19 protein-coding genes, 1 tRNA gene and 2 pseudogenes are annotated in these 21,238 nt (G+C 71.6%); 11 read left to right on the top strand and 11 right to left on the bottom strand.

The genetic code is table 11. From position 1 onward, the window contains the following. Positions 1-20: 20 nt before the first annotated feature. The 5 genes from ACWCPW_RS35325 to ACWCPW_RS35305 all read right to left on the bottom strand — a co-directional run bounded on the left by ACWCPW_RS35325 (position 21) and on the right by ACWCPW_RS35305 (position 4,128). Positions 21-1,142, bottom strand: a complete 1,122-nt coding sequence (locus ACWCPW_RS35325; protein WP_449765659.1) for a terpene synthase family protein — start codon at positions 1,140-1,142, stop codon at positions 21-23. 197 nt (positions 1,143-1,339) lie between these two features. Beyond that, positions 1,340-2,530 carry an FAD-dependent oxidoreductase gene (locus tag ACWCPW_RS35320; protein ID WP_449765695.1) on the bottom strand — a complete coding sequence of 397 codons (1,191 nt, stop codon included), beginning with the start codon at positions 2,528-2,530 and terminating at the stop codon, positions 1,340-1,342. Positions 2,531-2,676: 146 nt separating this feature from the next. Beyond that, positions 2,677-3,021, bottom strand: a complete 345-nt coding sequence (locus ACWCPW_RS35315; RefSeq protein WP_449765658.1) for a hypothetical protein — start codon at positions 3,019-3,021, stop codon at positions 2,677-2,679. Between the two features lie 280 nt (positions 3,022-3,301). Beyond that, positions 3,302-3,958 (bottom strand): hypothetical protein, encoded by a 657-nt coding sequence (locus ACWCPW_RS35310; RefSeq protein WP_449765657.1) that lies wholly within the window; start codon positions 3,956-3,958, stop codon positions 3,302-3,304. After that, positions 3,955-4,128, bottom strand: coding sequence for a hypothetical protein (locus ACWCPW_RS35305; protein WP_449765656.1), 174 nt, complete (start codon positions 4,126-4,128; stop codon positions 3,955-3,957). Before ACWCPW_RS35305 ends, ACWCPW_RS35310 begins: the two co-directional genes overlap by 4 nt. A 190-nt stretch (positions 4,129-4,318) precedes the next feature. Here ACWCPW_RS35305 and ACWCPW_RS35300 point away from each other — a divergent pair. From ACWCPW_RS35300 to ACWCPW_RS35290, 3 genes and pseudogenes are all read left to right on the top strand, one after another. Then, positions 4,319-4,402 (top strand) — tRNA-Leu (locus ACWCPW_RS35300). Between the two features lie 392 nt (positions 4,403-4,794). Beyond that, a pseudogene (locus tag ACWCPW_RS35295) lies at positions 4,795-5,088 on the top strand (potassium-transporting ATPase subunit KdpA); the annotation flags it as partial. A gap of 117 nt (positions 5,089-5,205) precedes the next feature. Beyond that, positions 5,206-5,820: a zinc ribbon domain-containing protein gene (locus tag ACWCPW_RS35290; protein WP_449765694.1), complete on the top strand. Its 615-nt coding sequence runs from the start codon at positions 5,206-5,208 to the stop codon at positions 5,818-5,820. 378 nt (positions 5,821-6,198) lie between these two features. Here the strand turns inward: ACWCPW_RS35290 and ACWCPW_RS35285 are convergent. Continuing rightward, positions 6,199-7,392: pseudogene (locus tag ACWCPW_RS35285) on the bottom strand (hypothetical protein); the annotation flags it as partial. Between the two features lie 157 nt (positions 7,393-7,549). On the opposite strand from ACWCPW_RS35285, the gene ACWCPW_RS35280 reads away from it, so the two are divergent. From ACWCPW_RS35280 to ACWCPW_RS35260, 5 genes are all read left to right on the top strand, one after another. Continuing rightward, positions 7,550-8,551 (top strand): aldo/keto reductase, encoded by a 1,002-nt coding sequence (locus ACWCPW_RS35280; protein ID WP_449765655.1) that lies wholly within the window; start codon positions 7,550-7,552, stop codon positions 8,549-8,551. A gap of 102 nt (positions 8,552-8,653) precedes the next feature. Then, on the top strand, positions 8,654-9,250 hold the full coding sequence (locus tag ACWCPW_RS35275; protein WP_449765654.1) for a TetR family transcriptional regulator: 597 nt from the start codon (positions 8,654-8,656) through the stop codon (positions 9,248-9,250). Positions 9,251-9,502: 252 nt separating this feature from the next. Continuing rightward, positions 9,503-10,168 carry a hemerythrin domain-containing protein gene (locus tag ACWCPW_RS35270; RefSeq protein ID WP_449765653.1) on the top strand — a complete coding sequence of 222 codons (666 nt, stop codon included), beginning with the start codon at positions 9,503-9,505 and terminating at the stop codon, positions 10,166-10,168. Positions 10,169-10,652: 484 nt separating this feature from the next. Continuing rightward, complete coding sequence (locus tag ACWCPW_RS35265; RefSeq protein WP_449765652.1) at positions 10,653-11,609, top strand: ATP-grasp domain-containing protein; 957 nt, start codon at positions 10,653-10,655, stop codon at positions 11,607-11,609. 76 nt (positions 11,610-11,685) lie between these two features. Further along, complete coding sequence (locus ACWCPW_RS35260) at positions 11,686-12,525, top strand: ATP-grasp domain-containing protein (protein ID WP_449765651.1); 840 nt, start codon at positions 11,686-11,688, stop codon at positions 12,523-12,525. Between the two features lie 290 nt (positions 12,526-12,815). Here ACWCPW_RS35260 and ACWCPW_RS35255 read toward each other — a convergent pair whose 3' ends face one another. From ACWCPW_RS35255 to ACWCPW_RS35245, 3 genes are read right to left on the bottom strand one after another with little or no spacing between them, the layout of a single operon-like run. Continuing rightward, entirely contained in the window at positions 12,816-13,613 is a 798-nt protein-coding gene (locus ACWCPW_RS35255; protein ID WP_449765650.1) for an ABC transporter ATP-binding protein, read from the bottom strand. Next, complete coding sequence (locus tag ACWCPW_RS35250; protein WP_449765649.1) at positions 13,610-14,647, bottom strand: FecCD family ABC transporter permease; 1,038 nt, start codon at positions 14,645-14,647, stop codon at positions 13,610-13,612. Before ACWCPW_RS35250 ends, ACWCPW_RS35255 begins: the two co-directional genes overlap by 4 nt. Then, positions 14,644-15,666, bottom strand: a complete 1,023-nt coding sequence (locus ACWCPW_RS35245) for a FecCD family ABC transporter permease (RefSeq protein WP_449765648.1) — start codon at positions 15,664-15,666, stop codon at positions 14,644-14,646. The genes ACWCPW_RS35250 and ACWCPW_RS35245 overlap by 4 nt, the downstream gene beginning before the upstream one ends. A gap of 340 nt (positions 15,667-16,006) precedes the next feature. Between ACWCPW_RS35245 and ACWCPW_RS35240 the strand changes: the two genes are divergently transcribed. From ACWCPW_RS35240 to ACWCPW_RS35230, 3 genes are all read left to right on the top strand, one after another. Then, entirely contained in the window at positions 16,007-17,593 is a 1,587-nt protein-coding gene (locus ACWCPW_RS35240) for an amidohydrolase (protein WP_449765647.1), read from the top strand. A gap of 363 nt (positions 17,594-17,956) precedes the next feature. Then, entirely contained in the window at positions 17,957-18,472 is a 516-nt protein-coding gene (locus ACWCPW_RS35235) for a hypothetical protein (protein WP_449765646.1), read from the top strand. A 201-nt stretch (positions 18,473-18,673) separates the two neighbouring features. Next, on the top strand, positions 18,674-19,435 hold the full coding sequence (locus ACWCPW_RS35230; protein WP_449765645.1) for a bestrophin-like domain: 762 nt from the start codon (positions 18,674-18,676) through the stop codon (positions 19,433-19,435). Positions 19,436-19,584: 149 nt separating this feature from the next. On the opposite strand, the gene ACWCPW_RS35225 is transcribed toward ACWCPW_RS35230, so the two are convergent. Together ACWCPW_RS35225 and ACWCPW_RS35220 are read right to left on the bottom strand one after the other, a co-directional pair. Next, entirely contained in the window at positions 19,585-20,331 is a 747-nt protein-coding gene (locus ACWCPW_RS35225; RefSeq protein WP_449765644.1) for an ABC transporter permease, read from the bottom strand. Continuing rightward, entirely contained in the window at positions 20,328-21,230 is a 903-nt protein-coding gene (locus ACWCPW_RS35220) for an ABC transporter ATP-binding protein (protein ID WP_449765643.1), read from the bottom strand. Before ACWCPW_RS35220 ends, ACWCPW_RS35225 begins: the two co-directional genes overlap by 4 nt. Between the last annotated feature and the right edge of the window lie 8 nt (positions 21,231-21,238).

The raw sequence follows: 21,238 nt of genomic DNA, 5'->3' as shown, positions 1-21,238 counted from the left end.
CGGTACTTCCCGAAGCGGCGTCAGGCCGTCCGCGTGCGCAGGTGGGTGGCGGCCGGGTTGTGCGGGTCGTCGGCGTAGCCGTGCGCGGGTTCGTCCGGGACGACGTCGGGCGCGGTGTAGGGGGCGGAACGCAGGCCCCAGTCGTAGTAGCCGCGGATCCAGTTGCGCATCCCCTCGACGCTCATCTCGACGGCGATGCGTTCGGTCGTGCCCAGGCCGAGTTCGCCGCAGATCTGCGGCATGTACGCCTGGAGCGTCATGAACGTGTCGAGTTGTTCGTACGTCATCCTGGTCGCCTCGCGCAGGGCGACGTCGTACGAGCAGTCCAGCCGGTCGCGCAGGACCACGACCAGGTTGTGCGACGCGACCCGGCGGCCGCGGCGGCCCGGTGACTGGATGTCGTTGATGTAGGCGATCGTGTCGGTCGCGGCCTCGCGCAGTCTGCGCATGAGCGGGTGTGCCTGGATCTGGGCGGGCACCTCGAACCTGCGGCTGCGTTCGATCGCGTCGAGCGAGTGCGGTATGCCGGCGGTGTTGCGGCGCATCACGCGATAGCTGTCCAGATCGGGCACCGCCCGGGAGGTGCTCATCCGCAGCTCGGACGCGTGCGAGGCGAGGAACCGGGCCCAGCTTGCCGCGAACCGGTTCTGCCAGGTGACCGAGGTGCCGTCGGACATCGAGGCCCAGACCTCGGACCAGGCCAGGGTGATCGGGGAGACCAGGTCGGGCGGGGTGCCGGGTTCGCGGAACGGGATGGTGATCAGTTCGCGGGCGATCTCGGCGACGCGGTCCGGGCGTTCGGGGGTCCGCGGGCGGGCGGTCGCGCCGCCGCCGGGGGTGGCGTCGGTGCGGGACTGGGCTCTGGTGCGGGCGTCGGCGTCCGGGTCGGCGTCGCAGTCGTCGTCGAACAGGAAGGCCAGCGCGAACCAGTTCATCAGCATGAACTGGTCGTCGGGCGACGCGTGCGGGTAGGTACGGCCGACGGCTTCCGGCAGGTCCCACGAGGCGTATTCGCGCAGGCCCGTGTCGGTGCGGATCAGGCCGCGGTCGCGGACCCAGTCGAGGTGGCGGCTCCGTGCCTGGTCCAGGTACGGACTGATCGGGGCCTCGAACGGAATCGAGAACAGCACATCCTGCGGCACCTGGTCTCCCACCCGTTGCGTGATCATTGTTATGCCGCATCGGCGTCGCCGGCGCAAGATCCTTTGCATGTGCGGAGAGTGACGTCGACGGGCGCTTCGACACGTGCGGTGATGCTGGTGCGAGCACGTGCGGTGATGCGTGTGCGGGCCGTGTCGTGGTGCTGCGTGCACGAGGCTCTCGCGGACGGGCTCGGGGGTCAGGCCGCGATGTGAGCGGTGCTCTCGGTGGAGAGCAGTGCTTTCAGGTCGTGCACGGCGGCGCGGCCGGCCCGGTTGGCACCGATCGTGCTTGCCGAAGGACCGTACCCCACAAGGTGGATGCGCGGGTCGCGCGCGGTATGCGTGCCGTCCATCCTGATCCCGCCGCCGGGCTCGCGCAGCTCCAGCGGCGCCAAGTGCCGCAGCGCCGCGCGGAATCCGGTCGCCCACACGATGGCGTCGGCGCGTACCGAGGAGCCGTCGGCCCACTCCACTCCGAGAGCGGTGATCCGATCGAAGATCGGCAGTCGCGTCAGCACCCCGTGCTCTCGCGCGGCACGTACCGCGGCCGTCGGCGGCAGCCCCGTCACCGCCACCACACTCTCCGGTGGAAGCCCCGCACGAACACGCTCCTCCACCCGGGCGACCACGGATCGACCGACCTCGGCACTGAACTCCCCGTCGCGGAACACCGGCGGCCGACGGGTGACCCATGTGGTGGTGCCGACCTCGGCGATTTCGGCGAGCGCGTGGATGGCGGACGTACCGCCACCGACCACGACCACATGCCGTCCGGCGAACTCGGCCGGCCCGCGATAGTCCGCCATGTGCAACTGCCGGCCGCGGAACTCGCCGGCGCCCGGGTAGTAGGGGATGAACGGGTGCCGCCACGTCCCGGTCGCGTTGATCAGGGCGCGGGCGGTCCAGGTGCCCCGGTCGGTTTCGATGGTCAACAGGTCGGCGGGGGCGGGGGGTTGCGTCGTTGTGGTTGCGTCAGGCGGGGCGGTGGTATGCGGGTCGGTGCTGTGCGGGCGTGTGTCGAGGGGAGGTGTGCCGGGGGTGGAGGTCGGGTGGGCAGCCGTGCCGGGGGCGGGAGTTGCGCCCGCGGCGGGGGTCGAGCGCACGGCCGTGACGGTTACGGGGCGCACGATGTTCAGGTCGAAGGCGCGCTCGTAGGTGGCGAAGTATTCGGGCAGCGCCTCGAAGGCGGGCCGGGTCGGGGCGATCTCCGGTACCGGCAGGCCGGGAAGCTCGTGGATCCCGTGTACGGCTTCCATCCGCAGCGTGGGCCACCGGTGCCGCCAGGCTCCGCCCGGGCCCTCGTCGGCGTCGAGTACGACGAACGACAGGCCGGAGCGGCGCAGATGGTAGGCGGCGGACAGCCCGGCCTGTCCGGCGCCGATGACCACGACGTCGAGGACACCTTCGTGGACGGGGCGCGTGTGGGGCGGACCGGTGCTCGCGGCCGTGGTCGACGTCCCGGTGCCTGTCGTCGTCACACTCACCATCTCGGTCACACGAGCGAGAACAGGTGGCCCCGGGAGATCCTTCCCGATCACCCCGTGGCGTCGACCACCGTCGCGACACCGATCAGTTGGCCGGCCACGGTGACCAGGCCGAGCCAGCGCCGTACGCCGCGCAGCCCCACTCTCGGCAACGCCGTCGAAACCGCGACCAGGAAGAGCGCGAGCAGGCTCGTCCCGAAGGCGAGCAGCGAGCCGTCGGCCGGGCCGACCGCCGGTTCGCGGCAGCCCCACCGCTCCAGACAGTCGCTGGTGGCGTTCCAGTAGCCGGCGAGTACGACGGTGCAGTCCACCAGGACCAGCACGACCGTGCCGAGGAACAGCCCCCAGCCCACCAGCAGGGCACGCGGACCGGACGCGTCCTCGCGGGCGCTCATGGGCGGGGGCTCATCCCGGGCTCGCCGGAGTCGCCGGGCCCGCCGGAGTCGCCGGGCGCTGGGCCCGTCGGACGCACGGAACCCACAGGACGCAGAAAACGCGCACGGCGCAGGCAAGACGCACGACGCAGGCAACGCGCACGACACAAGCAGCGCACACAACACTCAAGACGCGCACGCCGCATAGGCGCCTCAAGGCTCCCGGCTCGCACGCGAAGCGCAGAACCCACCGACCTCACCGGAGCAACCCGCCGCACCGGACTCATTCTCGGCGGCTCCTTCACGGATCCGATCCGAGCAGCCGACCGAGTTGCTCCTGACAGCGGTCCAGCCGGGCCTGGAGCAGGGTGACCTCGGCTACCAGTTGCGGCACGATCTCGTACTCGCCGCGCACGTACGGACTGGCGTCGGCGGCCACCGGCACCCCGGCGAGGCGGGCGTACGACCCGAACGACAACCCCACCCGCCCGGACGCACACCCGGTACAACTGCCGACCAGGCCGCGCCGGCCCACCACCCCCGTACCGGCGTCGACCAGCAGTTCGGCCGGATTGCCGCACCCGCAGGCCCCGACCCACACCGAGGTGACCCGCTGCCGGCTGTACCGGAAACCGCGCTCGAAGCGGATATAGCCGCCCAGCACGTCCACCCGCAACAGCGCGGCGTGCCGATACTCCGTGACGCACATCAGTTCGCGCGCGTCCGATTCGGCATGCAGGCAATAGAACCCGCAGTCGCAGCGCGCCGCCGGCGGCCGATGCCGCCGCCCGTACGCGCAGCGCGCCTCGGCCTCGACCTCGTACGGCTGAGCGCGCCCGATCGACACGCCGGCGAAGCTCGCCCGATCACCGTCCACCGACAACAACAACGCCGCGACCTTGTACCCCACGGGTGCGACGCCCGGCCGCTCCTCGGGCAGCCGCCGCCGGCCGATCATCGCCCGGCGACCACCGGCGGCACCTCCACCGCAGGCACCGCCGGGGCCGGCCCATCCGGCCCCCGACCCTCCTTCGGCCCGGGCGCCACCACGTCCCGCTCCCGCTCCTCCTCCACCCGCGTCACCCGCTCCACGACCACACCCGTCGCCACCGGCCTGCCGAGCTGCATGGGATTCCCCTCCCGATCGACTCCTCCCAGGAATGTTCACCCGCCACACCGCCACCCACACCCACCACCTGATCCCCACAAAACGCCCACCGGAGCCGACCAAACCAACCAACAGGTAACCGTGTCGCAAAGCCCTCCTGAACCTTGCTATCCTTGCCATGCACGCAGGGCACCACCCCTGCGCCCACTCGTCCGGGTGGCGGAATTGGCAGACGCGCTAGCTTGAGGTGCTAGTGCCCGAAAGGGCTTGGGGGTTCAAGTCCCCCCTCGGACACGTCGATGAAGTAAGAGGGCGGTGCCGGTCGAGTTTCGACCGGCACCGTTTTTGCGCTTTCTCGTCGGAGGACAGGCACAGGTTCGGGTGCTTGTGGACTCGCTGCTTGTTTCCGGGCCGGCCGTCCGCAGGGTCCTGCGGCTGTGTCCTGCGGCTCGACGGGCGTGCCGGTATTGGGGCGGCTCGTGCGCACTGAGGCCTGCCGCTGACGTCGATGGGCTGGGCGAACCGGACCGGGCCTTCGTGGCAGGACCGACGGCGGGAGCTTGTGGGCCTTGCGGCGACGTGGCTCAGCCGAAGTCGGGGACGCGGTGGTTCGGCGCGAGGGCGGCGGCGGCCGAGGGCGAGGGACGCGATGAGCGCGGTGGCCGCGGCAAGGCACGGCGGCAACGACCGGCGGGTGGTTCCCGGGTGGTGCACGCGACAGCTTCTCCAGCGTGGGCGGTGGTGTGCTGACGGCTGGGATGATGCTCGGCGATATTGCGCCGGGCGGCACCGGGAGCGGTCTGTACGGCCTGTTGGTCATGGTGCTGGTCGCGGTGTTCGTGGGCGGTCTGATGGTCGGCTGGACGCCCGAATACCTGGGCAGGCGGCTGGGGTTCGGGGAGATGCGGTACATCGTGCCGTACGGCCTGGCCGGCCCGGTGGTGATCCTGACCCGCACGGCGTTCGTGGTGAGTCGACCGGACGCTCACGCGTGCCGGGCCGCCGCGCTCGAGGTTCGGGGCGTTACCCGGCGCATCGGTTCGGAGGGTGCGGTATGGGAGCATCGGGCCGTTGCTTTGACGGCGGGGATTGGGAATATGCTTATTTGGGGTTTCAAGACCATATTCAAGACGCTTTCCGAGGGCGTCTTTCACTGTCCGAGGTGCGGGGGTGATCGGCAGTATCACCTGAAGTTTGCTCGGCGCTGGTTCACGCTGTTCTTCATTCCGATTTTCCCGTTCAAGGAGCAGGGCACGCACGTCGAGTGTGCGACCTGTGGCGGCACTTTCGAGGACACGGTGTTGCAGGGCGCGACGAGTGCGCAGATCTCCGAGCTGTTGGGCCAGGGGATGCGGGCGCTCGCGGTGACCATGCTGCGCGTTGCGGGTACGCCGTCCACGGCGGCGCGGACGGTGGCCACGGAAGCGGTCGTCGAGGCGGGGGTGTCCTGGTACTCGGTGGCCCAGTTGGACGCGGATCTCGTGGGTACGGGCTTCGAGTTGCCTCCGGTGCTGGTCCCGCTCGGTGACCAACTCCAGCCGCAGGGGCGGGAATGGCTGCTCACCCGGGCGGCGTTGATCGCCGCCGCGGAGGGCGGGATCGGTTCGGCCGAGCGGGCGCTGCTCGATCAGGTCGGCGGCTTGCTGCAGATGACCCCGGCGCATGTCACGGGTGTCGTCGAGACGGCCCAGCGCAGCGTGCGGCGCGGCTGACGCGCCCTGCCCCGGGGCCGCAGACCCCGCCGAGATCCCGCCCGCCCGCAAGGGTGGGCGGGATCTCGGCGTTTCGGCCGGAGCGATGCCGCCGGGATGGTCGGGAACCGGCAAGACGACGCGGCCATCGCGGCGGGCGAGTCGGTGGCCGAGTCCGCGGGCGCGGAGTCGGACAGGACGCGGCGGGCCCGGCGGCCGAGGGCGAGGAGGCGGCCGTCCGGCGTCCGGACCGCGCTGTCGTCCATGACCCACCCGCGGCCGGCGTGTTCGGTGCGGATCCGAACGAGGCCCACCCTGGCACCGCCCCTCGTCCAAGGCCTCGCCGAAGTGCACCGTCAACTCCGCGGACGGGATCGGCCTGGGCCCGGTCCGGCGCGCGAACAGCGCCGGCGGCAGGGCGTCGGCCGGTACGACCACGGCCGCCGCGTCCGACGTCCTGCCGTCGGCGAACCGTACCCAAGCCGTCAACTCGGCGTCCGCGGCACCGGACAGCGGCAGTGTCGCGGTCCCGGTCGTATCGCCAAACGCCTTGCGAGCGGCATGAGTTCGACCGGAGGTCCAGCGGGGCGCAAGCCTCCACCGGCGCCACCGCCGGTGTCGATGCCGGTCGGCAAGGGCGATTCGGGGTGGTGCGGCGGGAAATTCGGGAATCGGCCGGCGGAATGTGGCGGTTGTTCGTCGGTGGTGGGGGTTCAGGGGCTCCCGGTGGGTATCGAAGGAGCAGATAGTGCGCGGCGCGCGCACGACGGCGATTGCGCCGGAGACCGGAACGACCAGGAGGACGTGGCCATGACGCGGATCAGGATCGTCAAACGCCCCGTTTCCCCGCGGCCGCAGCCGCCGGCGGATTTGCGTACACCTTCCGGGCGACCCTTGCCCTATTGATGTCGATGTGGACTCGCCGAGGGCCGCCGGGGCGCGGTGTCGGCTGCCTGTGCGGTGGTCGACGGTTCGCCGGTGCCGTATTCGGCGGGTCCGTGTGTCGTGGGTCGCGTGATCGTGGGCCCGCGGAAGGCGGCGCGCTGCCGGCGGGCCGGATGCGCCGTTCGTGGTGGCGTTGGGTGAGTCCGTCGGCGTGCGCCCGGCCGACGTCCCGGACGCCGCGTCCGAAGCCTGGCCTGGTGGTACGAAGTTCTGCGGCCGGTAGCGGAGTTGCCTGCCCTGGGAGTGCACGGCCCCGAGGCGGAGCCGAGCCCGCTGTTCGAGCCTCGTAGTTGTCGAACGTCCGGCGGCGCGCGCCGAAGCCGGGCCGCCGTGTTCATGAGGAACAGCCCCTTGCGCGGTCACGCGTTCGTGTGGCGCTGGGATGCGCTCCCCGATGGGGGTGCCGGACGGACCGCGCCGAGTCGAGTCGCGCCACGCCGAGTCGCGCCGCGGCGCGCCGCGCCGCGCCGCGCTGAGCTGAGCGAGCCGCGCCGAGTCGTGCCCCGCCGCGCCGAACTGCGGCGATTCGGTCTTCGGCAGGAGCGCGACCGGATCGCGGCCCGCTTGGCGCCCCGGTGGCTTGATGCCCCGGCACCCCCGCGCCCTCGGTGCCCCCGTGGCGCGGCAACGAGAGCCGTGGCGCGGCATCGCCTTGCTCTCGAACCGCCGACCCTCCCTCTCGTCGTGCCCGCACGCCTGCGGACGACGATGGAATGACAGATGTTGAAATCTGTCAGTCCATGCTTCATGCTTGAGGAGTCGGCACCGCTGCGGCGCCGGTGACGAGAGTTTGAAGGGAAATGTCATGATCAAGCGGAACCTGGGTGCTCCGGGCAGCGGCGATACCGTCTCCGCGCTCGGCCTCGGATGCATGGGGATGTCGGCGCTGTACGGGCCGGCCGACCGGGCCGAGAGCATCGCGACCGTGCGTGCCGCGCTCGACGCGGGGGTCACACTGCTCGACACCGGCGACTTCTACGGCATGGGCCACAACGAACTGCTGATCGCCGAGGCACTGCGCGGGCGGGATCGCGACGCGGTGCATCTCAGTGTCAAGTTCGGTGCGCTGCGCGACGCCGACGGCGGCTGGTCCGGCGACGACGGGCGGCCCGGCGCGGTGAAGAACTTCCTCGCGTACAGCCTGGTCCGGCTCGGTACCGAGCACATCGACACCTACCGCCTCGCGCGCGTCGACCCGAGCACGCCCATCGAGGAGACCATCGGCGCCATCGCCGATGAGGTCAAGGCGGGTCGCGTGCGACACATCGGCCTCTCCGAGGTCGGCAGCGACACCATCCGCCGGGCGCACGCGGTGCACCCGATCAGCGACTTGCAGATCGAGTACTCGTTGATCTCGCGCGGGATCGAGAACGACATCCTGGACACGTGCCGCGAGCTGGGCATCGGGGTGACCGCGTACGGCGTGCTCTCACGCGGACTGATCAGTGGCCACTGGACACGCGAGCGGGCCGTCGCGCCGGGCGACTTCCGGGGGATGAGCCCGCGCTTCTCCGGCGACAACCTCGACCACAACCTGGCCCTGGTCGACGCGCTGCGGACGATCGCCGAGGCCAAGGGCGCGAGCGTCGCGCAGATCGCCATCGCGTGGGTGCTCTCGCGTGGCGAGGACATCGTTCCGCTGGTCGGCGCGCGCCGCCGGGACCGGCTGAGTGAGGCGCTCGGCGCGCTGGACGTGGTGCTGACCACCGAGGACCTCGCGTCCATCGAGCGGGCGGTTCCCGTCGGCGCGGCGGCCGGCGGCCGGTACGCTGCGCCGATGATGGCCCACCTGGACAGCGAGAAGTAGCCGACCACCCCGCCGGGCGCCGGTGCGCGGCGGGCGCGGGCATGCGCGGCGACGCCGGCAGTACGGCGCGCGGCGCGGCGAGCAGTGAAAGAGGTACGACACATGGCCGACGAACCGCTGACCCCCGAGCAGATCCTCGGTGCGGCCGAGGACGTCCTGCGGCGGTTCGGCCCGGCCAAGGCGACCGTGGTGGACGTGGCCCGGGCGCTGGGGGTCAGCCACGGCAGTGTGTACCGGCACTTTCCGAGCAAGCAGGCGTTGCGCGAGGCGGTCACCCGCAGATGGCTGGATCGGACCCACGACACGCTCGCGACCGTGTCGGCCACGGAGGGTACGGCCGCCGAGCGGTTGTCCGGATGGCTGGTCGGGCTGTTCACGGCCAAGCGGGCCAAGGCGTCCGCCGATCCGGAGTTGTTCGCGGCCTACATGCAGCTCGCGAACCAGGCCAGCGCCGAGATCACCCGCCACGTCGACGGCCTGATCGAGCAATTGGCCGGCCTGGTCGCGGACGGTGTCGCCGACGGGTCGTTCGCGCCGACCGACCCGCACGACACGGCGGTGGCCATCTTCAACGCCACTGATCGTTTCCACGACCCGGTACACGCCGCCGAATGGGCCGCGCCGGGCACCGAGGCAGCCTTCGAGAACGTCCGCCGGTTGCTGCTGGCCGGCCTGACGAACCCGGCACGGGAAGTCTGAACGCCGGACCGCCCTCGACCGCCGACCGCTCCACCGCTCCACCGCTCGACCGCCGACTGCCGACCGCCCGATCGGGGCGGGCCCGACTCGGTTCGCGCCCCTCCCGTCCCCCGCACCCCGCGGACAGGCGTTGATCGAATGTGCATCGGACGTTGATTGACGCGCGTAACACTGACGCGTCCACGCGGCCTCGGCCGCACCCCGCGACGGCCGGAGGCCCCCGCCGTCGCCGTCCGCAAAAGGAACCGCCCCATGCCCGCCGCCGGCCAGGCCGCCTCCTCCCCGCTCCTGCGCTTCACCGGGATTCGGCTCGTACACACCGCGCTGCGCCGCGACCTCGCCCCGATGGCGGCGCGGATCCGGGTGCCGCATACCGACGAGGGGGTGTCCGTCGCCGACGTCCTGGCCCAATGGCGGCTGCTCGCCCGGATCCTGATGGCCCATCACGAGTACGAGGACGCGTGCCTGTGGCCGGTGTTGCGGGTGGCCCGTCCGGAACTGCGGTTGCTGCTCAACCGCTTGGAGGCGGACCACCACCGGATCGACCACGACCTGACCGTGGTCACCGCGATGATCGACAGCCTGGCCCGCGACCCGGAGCGCGCGTGGATGGTGGCCGCCGCCGTCGAGGCCGCGGTGGAGACGATCGACGCGCACCTGCGGGTGGAGGAGGTGCAGGTACTGCCCGAACTGGCCGCGGTGGTCGCGGCCGGCGAGCACATCGGCACCCTCGGCGCCTCGCTCGCGGCGATCGACGCGGCCGAGGTGTTCGACGTCCCGACGTCGGTACGCGGCGCGCCGACCGACGCGATCACGTGGCTGCTGGACGGGATCGCCGGAGTCACCGCGGTCACCGGCGCGTCCGGTCTCCCCGCAGGACCGACCCACGGCCGGTACCCGGGACCACGCTCGGCGTGACCCGCCGCCCCGGCCCCGGTCCCGCTCCCTGACGCGCCCGTCCCCGTTCCCGACGTCCCCGTCCCCGTTCCCGACGCCCTCGTCCCGTGCCCGAAGAATGGCCGTCGCCGTTCGTCCACCGGGCACGGCCGCCGCCACCGCGTACGCGCCTTCCCCCGCCGAGTCCGGCCTCGGCCATGCCGCGCACAACCGGCCGGCGCGTAACGCCCCGCCTCGCCCGTGCCGCGCATGCCCGACCCATCGCCGCGTACCCCTCGGCGCACCCCCGCGTACGCCTTGACCTGCTCTATGCCGGGCGTCCGAGCGGAGCACCCGATTCCTCTCTACTCTTGACTGATGACGAATCACCCCCCAAATGGCCCATGATGGTGGTCACCCGTGGAGTTTGGTGGGGTGTGTGCCGGTCGTCCACGGCGCGCGTGGCATGCTGTGCCGTCAATGTTCTGCCGGATGGGGGAACGGCGGCCGTCCCGGGGGGATATCGATGAAACTGGCATTCCTCGTTGAGGAGCACTACCGCCACGACGGCATGCCGCTCGACGTGGTCCGACAGCTCGACGCGTGGGGGCATCACGTCGACATCGTGCGTCCCGGAAGTTCGTTGATCGAGTTGTCCGACCTGATCCGGGCCGGTTCGCACGACGCGTGGGTGCTCAAGACGGTTTCCGGCGGTCCGGGGCTGAGCATGTTGGAGGCCGCCGCGGCGCTCGGGCTGACCACGATCAACGACGCGCGCGCGATTCGATCGGTGCGCGACAAGGCGGTGGCCGCGGTGATCGCGCGCGCCCACGGGTTGCCGATGCCGGTCACCTATTTCGCCGCGGTTCCCGAGTTGCTCTCCTCGATTCCCGCCGACCGCTACCCGCTCGTGGTCAAGCCGGCCGACGGCAGTTCCGGGCGGTCGGTGCACCTGGTGCGCACGCCCGCGGAACTGGCCCGATTGGGCGGCGAACTCGCGGGTGAGGGACCGTTGTTGGCCCAGGTGTACGTGCGCAATGCGGGCCAGGACCTGAAGGTGTACTCGATTTCGGGGGAACTGCACGCGACCGTGCGGCGCTCACCGCTGCATCCGGAGCATCGTGTCCGCGAGAGTCGGGTACCGCTGCCGAGCGGAACGGCCGCGCTCATGCACCGAATCGGCGCGGCCTTCGGGCTCGACCTGTTCGGCGTGGACATCATCGAGGGGCCGGACGGGCCGATGGTGGTGGACATCAACGACTTCCCGAGCTTCCGCTGCGTGCCGGACGGGGTGGCCCGGGTGGCCCGCGCCGTGCTCGACCTCGCGAGCGGCGGCGGCACCGGAATGAGTGCCGCGGCCGGTACGGGCGTCGGCGCGAACGGCGTCGTCCGTACGCCGCTGCGCGTCCGGCCCGCGGTCACCCCCGCCCGCGCCGGTACGACTCCGATCGTCGACGCCGCGCCGCCCGCGTACGTCGGCTGACGGGGCGCGTGCACACGTGCGGATCTGCCTTGTCACCGATCGGCCCGACCACCCTCTCCTGGCGGACGCCCGAGCCTTGCTGACACGTCGTCATGAGGTGGTCGCGCTCGATCCGGACACCGTCACCGACCGACACCCGATCACCGCCGACGTCTATCTGCTCAAGGCCCGTACCGCGAAGGCGCTCGCGTTCGCGGAGCGGGCCGAGCGGCACGGCGCCCGGGTGCTCAACTCCGCGGCGGCCACGCGGGCGTGCCAGGACCGGGTACGCATGGCCGAACTCGCCTGGGCGGCCGACCTGCCGTTCCCGGACACCACGGCGTTCGCCTCTCCCGCCGGACTGCTCGCGACCGGCCCGGCGTTCCCGCTCATGGTCAAGAGCCGGCACAGCCGCCGGCACGACCTGGTCGCCCGGGTCGACGACCCGGACGCGCTGGGCGCGCTGGCCCGGGACTGGCCCGACGAGCCGATCGTGGCCCAGGAGTTCGTCGACAACGGCGGCTGGGACCACAAACTGTGGGTGGTCGACGGCCACGTCTTCGCCGGCCTGCGTCGTACCGCGCTCGACGGCCCCGCCGAAACCAAGCCGATCGCGCCCGAGGACCTCCCCACCGGCTGGTCCACGCTCGCCCGCCGGGTCGGCATCGCCTTCGGCCTGGACGTGTACGGCGTCGACATCCTGGAGGTCGACGGCACCCCGTCGATCATCGACGTCAACGCCTTCCCCGGCATGCGCGACATGCGCGGAGCCCCGGAGGCACTGGCCCAATTGACCGAACTGACCGAACTGACCGAACTGAACGACCCGAGCGTCTCGGCCGTCTCGGCCGCACGATCGAATGGCACCGACGAAAGCGGCGAACGGGCACGTTCGGGCGGGCCGGTGCGGTCGCCGCACACCGAGTCGATCGCGTGAGCCGGACCGACGGCCGGACCGACGGCCGGACCGAGTGACGGAAGACCAGCCGGATCGACCGACGGACGACGACCGCCGCCGCACGTGACGACAGGCTCGCCCGCGGAGCCCGTCGCTCAGACCCGCTTCGGCAAGTACCGTTCCAGGCCGCTGAGCACGTGGTCGGGAGGCTCCTCGCGGAAGGTGACGGGGACGGGGCCGACGGGAACGGGAGACCGACGGGAACGAGACGGTCGGAAGCCGGACCACGGATGTGCGACGACACCGTGGTTGCCACCCGTCCTCCGCGCCTACCCCGTCTTGCGCGGTTGTCCCGGAACCACCATCGGCGCGCCCGTGACCGGGCACGGGATGACCACGCAGTCGAGTCCGAAGACGTCGCGCACCAGATCGGCGGTGACGATCTCGGCGGGCGTGCCCTGCGCGACGATCGAGCCGTCGCGCATCGCGATCAGGTGGTCCGCGTAGCGGCACGCCTGGTTGAGGTCGTGCAGCACCGCGACCACGGTGCGCTCCCGGGTGACGTTCAACTCGCGCACGAGGTCGAGCACTTCGACCTGGTGCGCGATGTCCAGGAAGGTGGTCGGCTCGTCCAGGAGCAGGATGCCGGTGCCCTGGGCGAGCGCCATCGCGATCCACACCCGCTGCCGCTGGCCGCCGGAGAGCTCGTCCACGTAGCGGTCGGCGAGTTCGACCACGTCGGTGCGCCGCATCGCGTCCGCCACCACGTCCTCGTCCTCGTCGGACCACTGCTGCCACCAGCGCTGGTACGGCTGCCGGCCGCGCGCTATCAGGTCGGCGACGGTGATGCCCTCGGGCGGTACCGGGCTCTGCGGCAACACGCCGATCCGCCGGGCGATCTCGCGGGTGGGCAGGTCGCGCAGCGCCGCGCCGTCGAGCAGCACGCTGCCCGAGACCGGCTTGAGCAGCCGGCCCAGCGAGCGCAACAGGGTCGACTTGCCGCACGCGTTCGGGCCGACCACCACGGTGACCTTCCCGGCCGGTACGTCCAGATCGAGGTCGCGCACCACGATCCGGTCCTCGTAACCGAGCGTCAGATCGCGCGCGCCGAGCTGATGGGTGGTCATGAGGCGCCTCCGGCACGGGAACGGGTCAACATCCACAACAGGTACGGGCCGCCGACGGCGGCGGTGAGCACGCCCACCGGCAACTCGGCGTCGGGGATCAGCATCCGCGCGCCGATGTCCGCGAGGACCACGATCAGCGCACCGAGCAGCGCCGAACACACCAGCGGCACCTGTGGGGTTCGGGTCAGTCGGCGGGCCAGTTGGGGCGCCACCAGGGCGACGAAGTCCACCGGACCGGCGGCCCCCGTGGCCACCGACGCGAGCAACACGCCGACCACGACCAGGCCGAGCCGGATCCGGCCGAGCCGCACGCCCAGGGCGATCGCGGTGTCGTCGTCGAAGCCGGCCGAGCGGGAGGCCCGCGCCGCCCACACGATCGCCGGGGTGAGCGCGAGCAGTACCCAGAACAGCGGCTCGGCCTGGGACCAGCCACGCCCGTTCAGGCTGCCCGACATCCACACCTTGGCCTGCTGGGCCAAGGTGATGTCGGCCTTGGTGAGCAGCAGGTTGGTAACCGAGTACAGCGCCACCGAGATGCCGACGCCGATCAGCACGAAGCGCTGCGCGTTCAGGCCCCGGCGCCAGGCCAGCACGTAGACCAGGAAGGCCGCGACGGTGCCGCCCGCGACCGCGGTGAGCGGGGTCGCGGTGGGCCCGCCGAAACCGAAGACCAGGCCGAACACCACGGCCGCCGCCGCCCCGTGCGAGACGCCGATGACATCGGGACTGGCCAGCGGGTTGCGCGCCACGGTCTGGATCAGCGCGCCGGCGATGCCGAAGGACAGCCCGACCAGCAGCCCGGCCGTCGTGCGCGGTAGCCGCAGCGTCTCGACGACGATGCTCTCGTCGACGCCGAACACCACCTCGAGCACGTCGCCGGGCGGGATGAACCGCACGCCCACGCACAGGCTGAGCAGGAAGGCGGCCGCGAGCAGCACGGCCAGCACGCTCGCGACCACCGTGGAGCGGCGGTGCAGCAGGAACGAGAAGCGCGGGCGACGGACCAGGACATGGCCGTACGGGCGGTAGCTCATCCGGACACCACCGGCTTGCGGCGCACCAGCGCGACCAGGATCGGTACGCCGATCAGCGCGGTCATCGCCCCCACCTCGACCTCGGCGGGCGGGAAGATGATCCGGCCCAGCACGTCGGCGACCAGCAACAGGATCGGCGCGAGCAGTGCCGACATGGTCAGCACCCAGCGGTGGTCGGTGCCCACCAGGGCCCGCGCGGCGTGCGGGACGGCCAACCCGACGAAGGAGATCGGGCCGGTCGCGGCCACCGCGACGCCGGTCAGCACGGTCGCGCCCAGGCCGCCGATGATCCGGATGCGATTCACCTTGTGGCCCAGCCCCTTGGCCACGTCGTCCCCCAGCGCGAGCGCGTCCAGGCCGCGCGCGACGGAGGCCATCAACAGCATGCCCGCGGCGACGAACGGCAACATCTGCCAAGCCACGTCGTCGGTGCGCCCGGACAGCGAGCCGACCAGCCAGAACCGGTACTGGTCCAGCGTGCCCTGGTCGGTGGTCAGCACCAGGGTGATCACCGCGCCGAGGGTGGCCGCCAGGGCCTGCCCGGACAGCGCGAGCTTGACCGGGGTGGCGCCGCCGCGCCCACGCGCCGCGACCGCGTACACGAGCACCCCCGTGCACAGCGCGCCGGCGAAGCCGAACCACACGTATCCGGTCAGGCTGGTCACGCCGAACACCGCGATCGCGGTCACCACGCCGGTGGCCGCGCCGGTGCTGATGCCCAGGATGCCGGGCTCGGCGATCGGGTTGCGGGTCAGCCCCTGCATGCAGGCGCCGGCGATGCCGAGCGACGCGCCGACCAGGAGCGCGACCACGGTACGCGGCACGCGCATGGAGTTGACCACGATCGCGTCCGTGGAGTCGCCGCCGTGCACGAGCGCGTCCAGGACGATGCTCGGCGCGATGGCTCGACTGCCCACGGCGAGGCTGAGCAGACAGGCGGCGGCCAGCACGAACAGGACCGAGACCAGGTAGAGGGCTCGGCGCTTGGTCGCGTGACCCCGCGTCGGGAGGACATTCACTGGAGAAGGCTAGGCTTACCTGATATGTCCGAGTGGGCCGGGGCCCGAGTTCACGCAGGGTCGCCGGACGATTTCGCCCGCCGTGCCCGCCACCCGCGCACGAGCGCGTCCGGGCCGACCGTGAACGCCGCCTCGGCGCCGACCGCCTCGCCGACGGCCCGGTTCTCCGATCCCTCGACACCTCGACCTTCGATACTTCGATACTTCGATACTTCGATACTTCGACTTTCGACTCCTCGACCGAGACGGTCGAGCGGATCCGGCCCGTGCAGTGGTGGGATCCGTATCGGCCGAGACACCCGAGCGGAACCGAATCACCTTGATCTACGGAGTGAGCACCATGACCACCACCCTGTTCCGGGGCGCCGTCCGCACCGGCACGGGCGACACCGACGCGCTCGCCGTACGCGACGGCCGGGTCGTCGCGCTCGGGGCGGCCGCGCTCGCGCTGGACGCCGACGAGGTCGTCGAACTGGGTGCGGGCCTGCTGCTGCCGGCTTTCGGTGACGGACACGCCCACCCCCTATTCGGCGGTCTCGAACACTTCGGGCCGCAGGTCAAGGGCCTGGGCAGCGTCGAGGCCATCGCCGCCGAGGTCGGGCGCTGGGCGGCCGAACACCCGGACGAGGAGTGGATCGTCGGCGCGAGTTACGACCCGACCCTGGTCCCCGACGGCGAGTTCGACGCCCGCTGGCTGGACGCGGCGGTGGCCGACCGACCCGTGGTGTTGCGGGCGTACGACTATCACACCGTGTGGTGCAACACCGAGGCGCTGCGCCGGGCCGGGGTCACCGCCGCCACCCCCGACCCTCGGCTCGGCTGGATCGTCCGTCGCCCGGACGGCTCGGCGCTGGGCACGCTGCGCGAATGGCACGCGTGCGATCTGGTGCTCGACCGGGTGCCGGGACGACCGCTGGACGAACTGGTCGACGCTTTGCGGGTGGCCGGTGCGGCGTACGCGAGCGCGGGACTGACGTGGGTTCAGGACGCCTGGGTGGAACCGGAGATGGTGCCGGCGTACGTCGAGGCGGCGCGGCGCGGTGCGTTGGCCTTCCGGGCCAATCTGGCCTTCCGCGCCGACCCGGACCGGTGGCGGGACCAGCGTGCCGAGTTCGTCGCCGCGCGGGCGTCGGTGGCGGCGGAGGGCGGGCCGTTGTTGTCCGCGCGCACGGTGAAGTTCTTCGCGGACGGCGTGATCGAGGGCGGTACCGCCGCGATGCTCGAACCCTATTGCGACGCGCCGCACAGTTGCGGGATGCCGGTATGGCCGCCGGCCGCGCTGGCCGAGGCGATCACCGCGTTCGACGCGGACGGGTTCCAGGTGCACATCCACGCGATCGGCGACGCGGGCGTACGGACCGCGCTGGACGCGATCGAGGCCGCCGCGTCGGCCAACCCGACGTGGGATCGGCGGCCGGTGATCGCACACGTGCAAATCGTCGACCCGGCCGACCTGGATCGGTTCGCACGGCTCGGGGTGATCGCCAACTTCGAGCCGCTGTGGGCCCAACTCGACCCGTTGCAGACCGAGTTGTCTCTTCCCCGGGTGGGTCCGGAGCGCGGTGATCGGCAGTATCCGATGCGCGGCCTGGTCGACTCGGGCGCACCGGTGTCGTTCGGCAGCGACTGGCCGGTGAGTTCGCATCGGCCGTTGGAGGGCATCCAAGTCGCGGTCACCCGACGGACGTTCGAGGGCACGCCGAGCCAGGGCTGGACGCCGCGCGAGCGGTTGACGGTGGATCAGGCGTTGGACGCCTACACGGGCGGGGTCGCGCATCAGGCGTTCGCGGACGACCGGCGGGTGTTGGAGGTGGGCGGTGCGGCCGATCTGGTGTGGCTGAGCGCGGATCCGCGCGTGGTCGACCCGATGGCGCTGCGGCGGATCGCGGTGCTGGGGACGTGGTTGGCGGGGGCGCGCACGCACTGAACCGATGGGCGGGGCGAGGCGAGGCGGGGGCCTCGCCCGGCGTGCGGGCCGGCCGCGCGAGAGCAATCTTCGAGCGTACCCACCGGTTGCTGGTCAACTCGGCCGAGGATGGCCACATTTGGCAGCCCTATGACCCTTACGAGTGAATCTGGAGGTGATTCGGGCTAAAGCTGACGCTTGTGCCGGAAGATCGATCTCATGAGCGCATGGGGTCGGGCGCGCCGGTGGGGGTGCGTGGTCGGGGCGGGGGCCTTGCTGGCTGCTCCGGCCGGTGTGGCGTGGGCGGGGACGGGCAGCGGGAGTGGCCACGCGCCGGGCACGAACGTGGATGTGTGTGTCTCGATCGGTCGTTCGCCCGGAGCGGTGGTCAAAGTCGATGTGACCGCGGCGACCGGGCCGCCGACCCATGGGATCGGGCTCACCGTCGACTTCCGGCTGGTGCGGGACGGCTCGTGTCGGCCGACGCCCAAACCGTCGCCGACACCCACGAAGCCCAAGCCCACACCGCCGCCCGCGACCACGCCGCCGCCGAAGCCCACGCCGGTGCGGACCACTGTGCCGCCCGAGGTGCGGTCCACGCCGGTGGCGGTCGTCGTGCCCAAGCCGACTCCGCCGCGGCCGACCCCGCCCCTCTCGAAGCCCCCCAGCCCGCCGCCCACTCCGCCGCCGACCACTCCTCCGGTGGTGACCCCGCCGCCGCTGCAACCGATCGCGGTCCGGCGGCCGGTGCTCCGGCCTCCCGCGGCGGCACCGCCGGCGCGTGGGACGTCGATCGTCACGACGACGCTGCTGATCACCGCGCCGGCGATCCTGGCCGGCGCCGCGCTCAAGCCCCGAGGGCGAGCGGGTGCGCGCGGGTCGAGCGGCGGATCCGGCTGAGTCGACTCGTTTCGCCCGAGACGGCCGGGCCGCGCCGGCCGTACCCGATTCCCGCTTGTTGCGGCGGACGCTCCCGCGTTCGTGGTGCGGACCGCCGTTTCGGCTTCCCGCCGGGCGCGGTGGGCTCCCCGGGGACTTCCACCCGCGTCCCTCGCACCACTCCACCCGGCCACATCGCACTCCTCGATCCGGAGGTCACCCATGACGCATTGGGTTGTACTGGCACTCGCGATGGTCGCGGTGTGCACGGTCGTCCTGGCGGTCGTCGTGCTCAAGCAGCGCCGGTTGCCGGACGACGACGACCCGTCGGCCACCCCGGACGTGCTCGAATACATGACGATGATGATCGGCGTCGTCTACGCGATCGTGCTCGGTCTCGCGATCGCCGGCGTGTGGGAGGGGCGGAGCGCCGCCGAGGACGAGGTCCGGCGCGAGGCGCAGGCGTTGCACGAGGTCAGTGAGCGGGTTCGGGTCTATCCGGAGCCGGTGCGTGATCGCCTGCGGGCGGATGTCGACGCCTACGTGAAGTACGTGGTCCGGAAGGAATGGGCCTATATGGCCGACCACGGCGAGTTGTCCGACCGGGGCTCGAAGTTGTTCGACACGATCCGGCACGGCGCCACCGACTACGTGCCGCAGGGCGACCAGGAAATGCAGATGTACCAACCGATCCTGGACCAGGTCGCGATCGCGGACGACGCGCGGCAGGCGCGGGGCGGACAGGCCGGCTCGTCGATGCCGGGACTGGTGTGGTTCGGCCTGATCATCGGGGCCATGGTCACCGTGGGCATGATCTTCACGCTGCAGATCCGCAGATCGGCGCCGGAGTTGATCGTGGCCGGGTTGTTCAGCGCGCTGATCGCCTTCCTGTTGTTCCTGATCTGGGATCTGGACGCCCCCTTCGGTCGAGGCATGACGGCGGCATCGGACGCGTTCGTCACGCTGTTCCCCGGCTCCGGATAGCGATCCGGGGGACGCCGGAACAGCGGTCACCGATAACGGGCCTCTGAGGCAACGAACCGACGACACCGCGCAATTGCATCGGGTCGGCGTACCCGGCCGATACCGGGACGTGCTCCCGGGCACGCCGACCTGAAACAGGTGGTACGGGGTCAGTGCACCTCCGTGCGGATGACCCGAATCGTGCCGAACAGCAGCGGCAGCACCAGCCAGATGGCCATCGTGGTGCCGACTCTGGCCCACTCGGTGCCGGTGATGCCGGTGGCGTAGAGGGGTTCCAGGACCAAACCCGGGTTGATCCAGCGGTTGGTGGACTCCATGGCGGAAACGAGGCTCGAGAGGATGCCCAACAGGCTCGGGATCATGAAATAGGCCACGATGGCGAGCGGCGCGTTCAACAACGCCGTGCCGAACGCCAGGCCGATGGTGATGCCGAGGATCGCGGCGAGCAGTGTCGACGCGATCACCGAGGGCGGTATGGACCAGGTGCCCGCGCCGCGATCGGTGATCGTGGCGACCAGGCGCCCGAGCGTCGCGCACATTAGGCCCACCACGAGCCCGATCACGCACAACACTCCTCCCGCCGCGAGCTTCGCGGCCAGCACCCGGCGGCGGTCCGGCACGAGGGCGAAGGTGGTCAGGGCCGTGCGCTGGGACCATTCGCCGGTCACCGCGAGGATGCCGATCACCGGGAAGAGCACGGCGACGCCCGCCTGGGAGGAGCTGAGGAACTCCTGCCAGGTTCGGTCCTCGCGCGGTGCGGCGGTCAGGTTCACGATCACCAGGGCCACGGCGGCGAGCCCGACCACGCCCAACAGCCATCTGCCCGCACGGGTGTCGGTCATCTTGCGCAGTTCGACCTCGGTCAGTCGGCCGAGCGTGGGGGCGGCGACGGTCATGACCCGATCTCCTGGGGCACGGAGCCGATCAGGCTCAGGAACATCTCTTCGAGTCCTTCGTGTTCGGCGGGCCGCAGGTCCACCAGAACCACCCCCGCGTGCGCGGCGGCTCGTCCGACCGCCTCGGCGGGGGCGTCCACCAGGTAGGCGCCGGCCGGGTCGGCCGGGCGATGCGGCAGCGCTGCCGCGACCAGGGCGGTGCGCAGGGCGACCGGGTCGAGGCCGACGACGCGGGTGCCGCCGGATGTGGTGAGCAGGTCGTCCTTCGCGCCGTCGGCCACGACTCGGCCCTTGGCGATCATCACGATCCGGTCGGCCACCGCCTCGATCTCGCGCAGTTGGTGCGACGACAACAGCACGGTGCCGCCCCGGTCGGCGAAGTCGCGCAGAAGCGTGCGCATTTGGTAGACGCCTTCGGGGTCGAGGCCGCTGGTGGGCTCGTCCAGGATGAGCACGGCCGGGTCGCCCAGCAGCGCCTGTGCGACGCCCAGCCGTTGGCGCATCCCGAACGAGTAGCCGCCGACGCGACGCTTGGCCGCCTGGCCGGACAGGCCGACCAGGGTCAGGAGTTCCTCGACGCGAGCCCGGTCCACGTCCAGCACACGGGCACACAGCGCCAACGTCTCGCGCCCACTGCGGCCCGCGTGCTGGGCCGCCGCGTCGAGCAGCACGCCGACGTGGCGCCCGGGATTGCCCAGTTGCCGGTAGGGCACGCCCTGGATGGTGGAGCTGCCCCGGGTGGGTGGGGTGAGGCCGCAGATCATCCGCATCGTGGTGGACTTGCCCGCTCCGTTGGGCCCGAGGAACCCGGTCACGGTGCCGGGCTCGCAGCGGAACGAGACGTCTTCGACGGCGACATGCTCCCCGTAGCGCTTGGTGAGGTGCTCGACTGTGATCATGGCTCCAG

This window comes from Embleya sp. NPDC001921 (assembly GCF_053594475.1).
Note: the sequence above shows the minus strand (reverse complement) of the source record. Positions and strands in the feature narration are given on the sequence as shown.

Bases quoted from the DNA above. Each gene is read 5' to 3' on its own strand.
- ACWCPW_RS35315 (WP_449765658.1), bottom strand. From the start codon at position 3,021: ATGAGCGCCCGCGAGGACGCGTCCGGTCCGCGTGCCCTGCTGGTGGGC.
- ACWCPW_RS35310 (WP_449765657.1), bottom strand. From the start codon at position 3,958: ATGATCGGCCGGCGGCGGCTGCCCGAGGAGCGGCCGGGCGTCGCACCC.
- ACWCPW_RS35305 (WP_449765656.1), bottom strand. From the start codon at position 4,128: ATGCAGCTCGGCAGGCCGGTGGCGACGGGTGTGGTCGTGGAGCGGGTG.
- ACWCPW_RS35290 (WP_449765694.1), top strand. From the start codon at position 5,206: ATGCTTATTTGGGGTTTCAAGACCATATTCAAGACGCTTTCCGAGGGC.
- ACWCPW_RS35280 (WP_449765655.1), top strand. From the start codon at position 7,550: ATGATCAAGCGGAACCTGGGTGCTCCGGGCAGCGGCGATACCGTCTCC.
- ACWCPW_RS35275 (WP_449765654.1), top strand. From the start codon at position 8,654: ATGGCCGACGAACCGCTGACCCCCGAGCAGATCCTCGGTGCGGCCGAG.
- ACWCPW_RS35270 (WP_449765653.1), top strand. From the start codon at position 9,503: ATGCCCGCCGCCGGCCAGGCCGCCTCCTCCCCGCTCCTGCGCTTCACC.
- ACWCPW_RS35265 (WP_449765652.1), top strand. From the start codon at position 10,653: ATGAAACTGGCATTCCTCGTTGAGGAGCACTACCGCCACGACGGCATG.
- ACWCPW_RS35255 (WP_449765650.1), bottom strand. From the start codon at position 13,613: ATGACCACCCATCAGCTCGGCGCGCGCGATCTGACGCTCGGTTACGAG.
- ACWCPW_RS35250 (WP_449765649.1), bottom strand. From the start codon at position 14,647: ATGAGCTACCGCCCGTACGGCCATGTCCTGGTCCGTCGCCCGCGCTTC.
- ACWCPW_RS35240 (WP_449765647.1), top strand. From the start codon at position 16,007: ATGACCACCACCCTGTTCCGGGGCGCCGTCCGCACCGGCACGGGCGAC.
- ACWCPW_RS35230 (WP_449765645.1), top strand. From the start codon at position 18,674: ATGACGCATTGGGTTGTACTGGCACTCGCGATGGTCGCGGTGTGCACG.
- ACWCPW_RS35225 (WP_449765644.1), bottom strand. From the start codon at position 20,331: ATGACCGTCGCCGCCCCCACGCTCGGCCGACTGACCGAGGTCGAACTG.
- ACWCPW_RS35220 (WP_449765643.1), bottom strand. From the start codon at position 21,230: ATGATCACAGTCGAGCACCTCACCAAGCGCTACGGGGAGCATGTCGCC.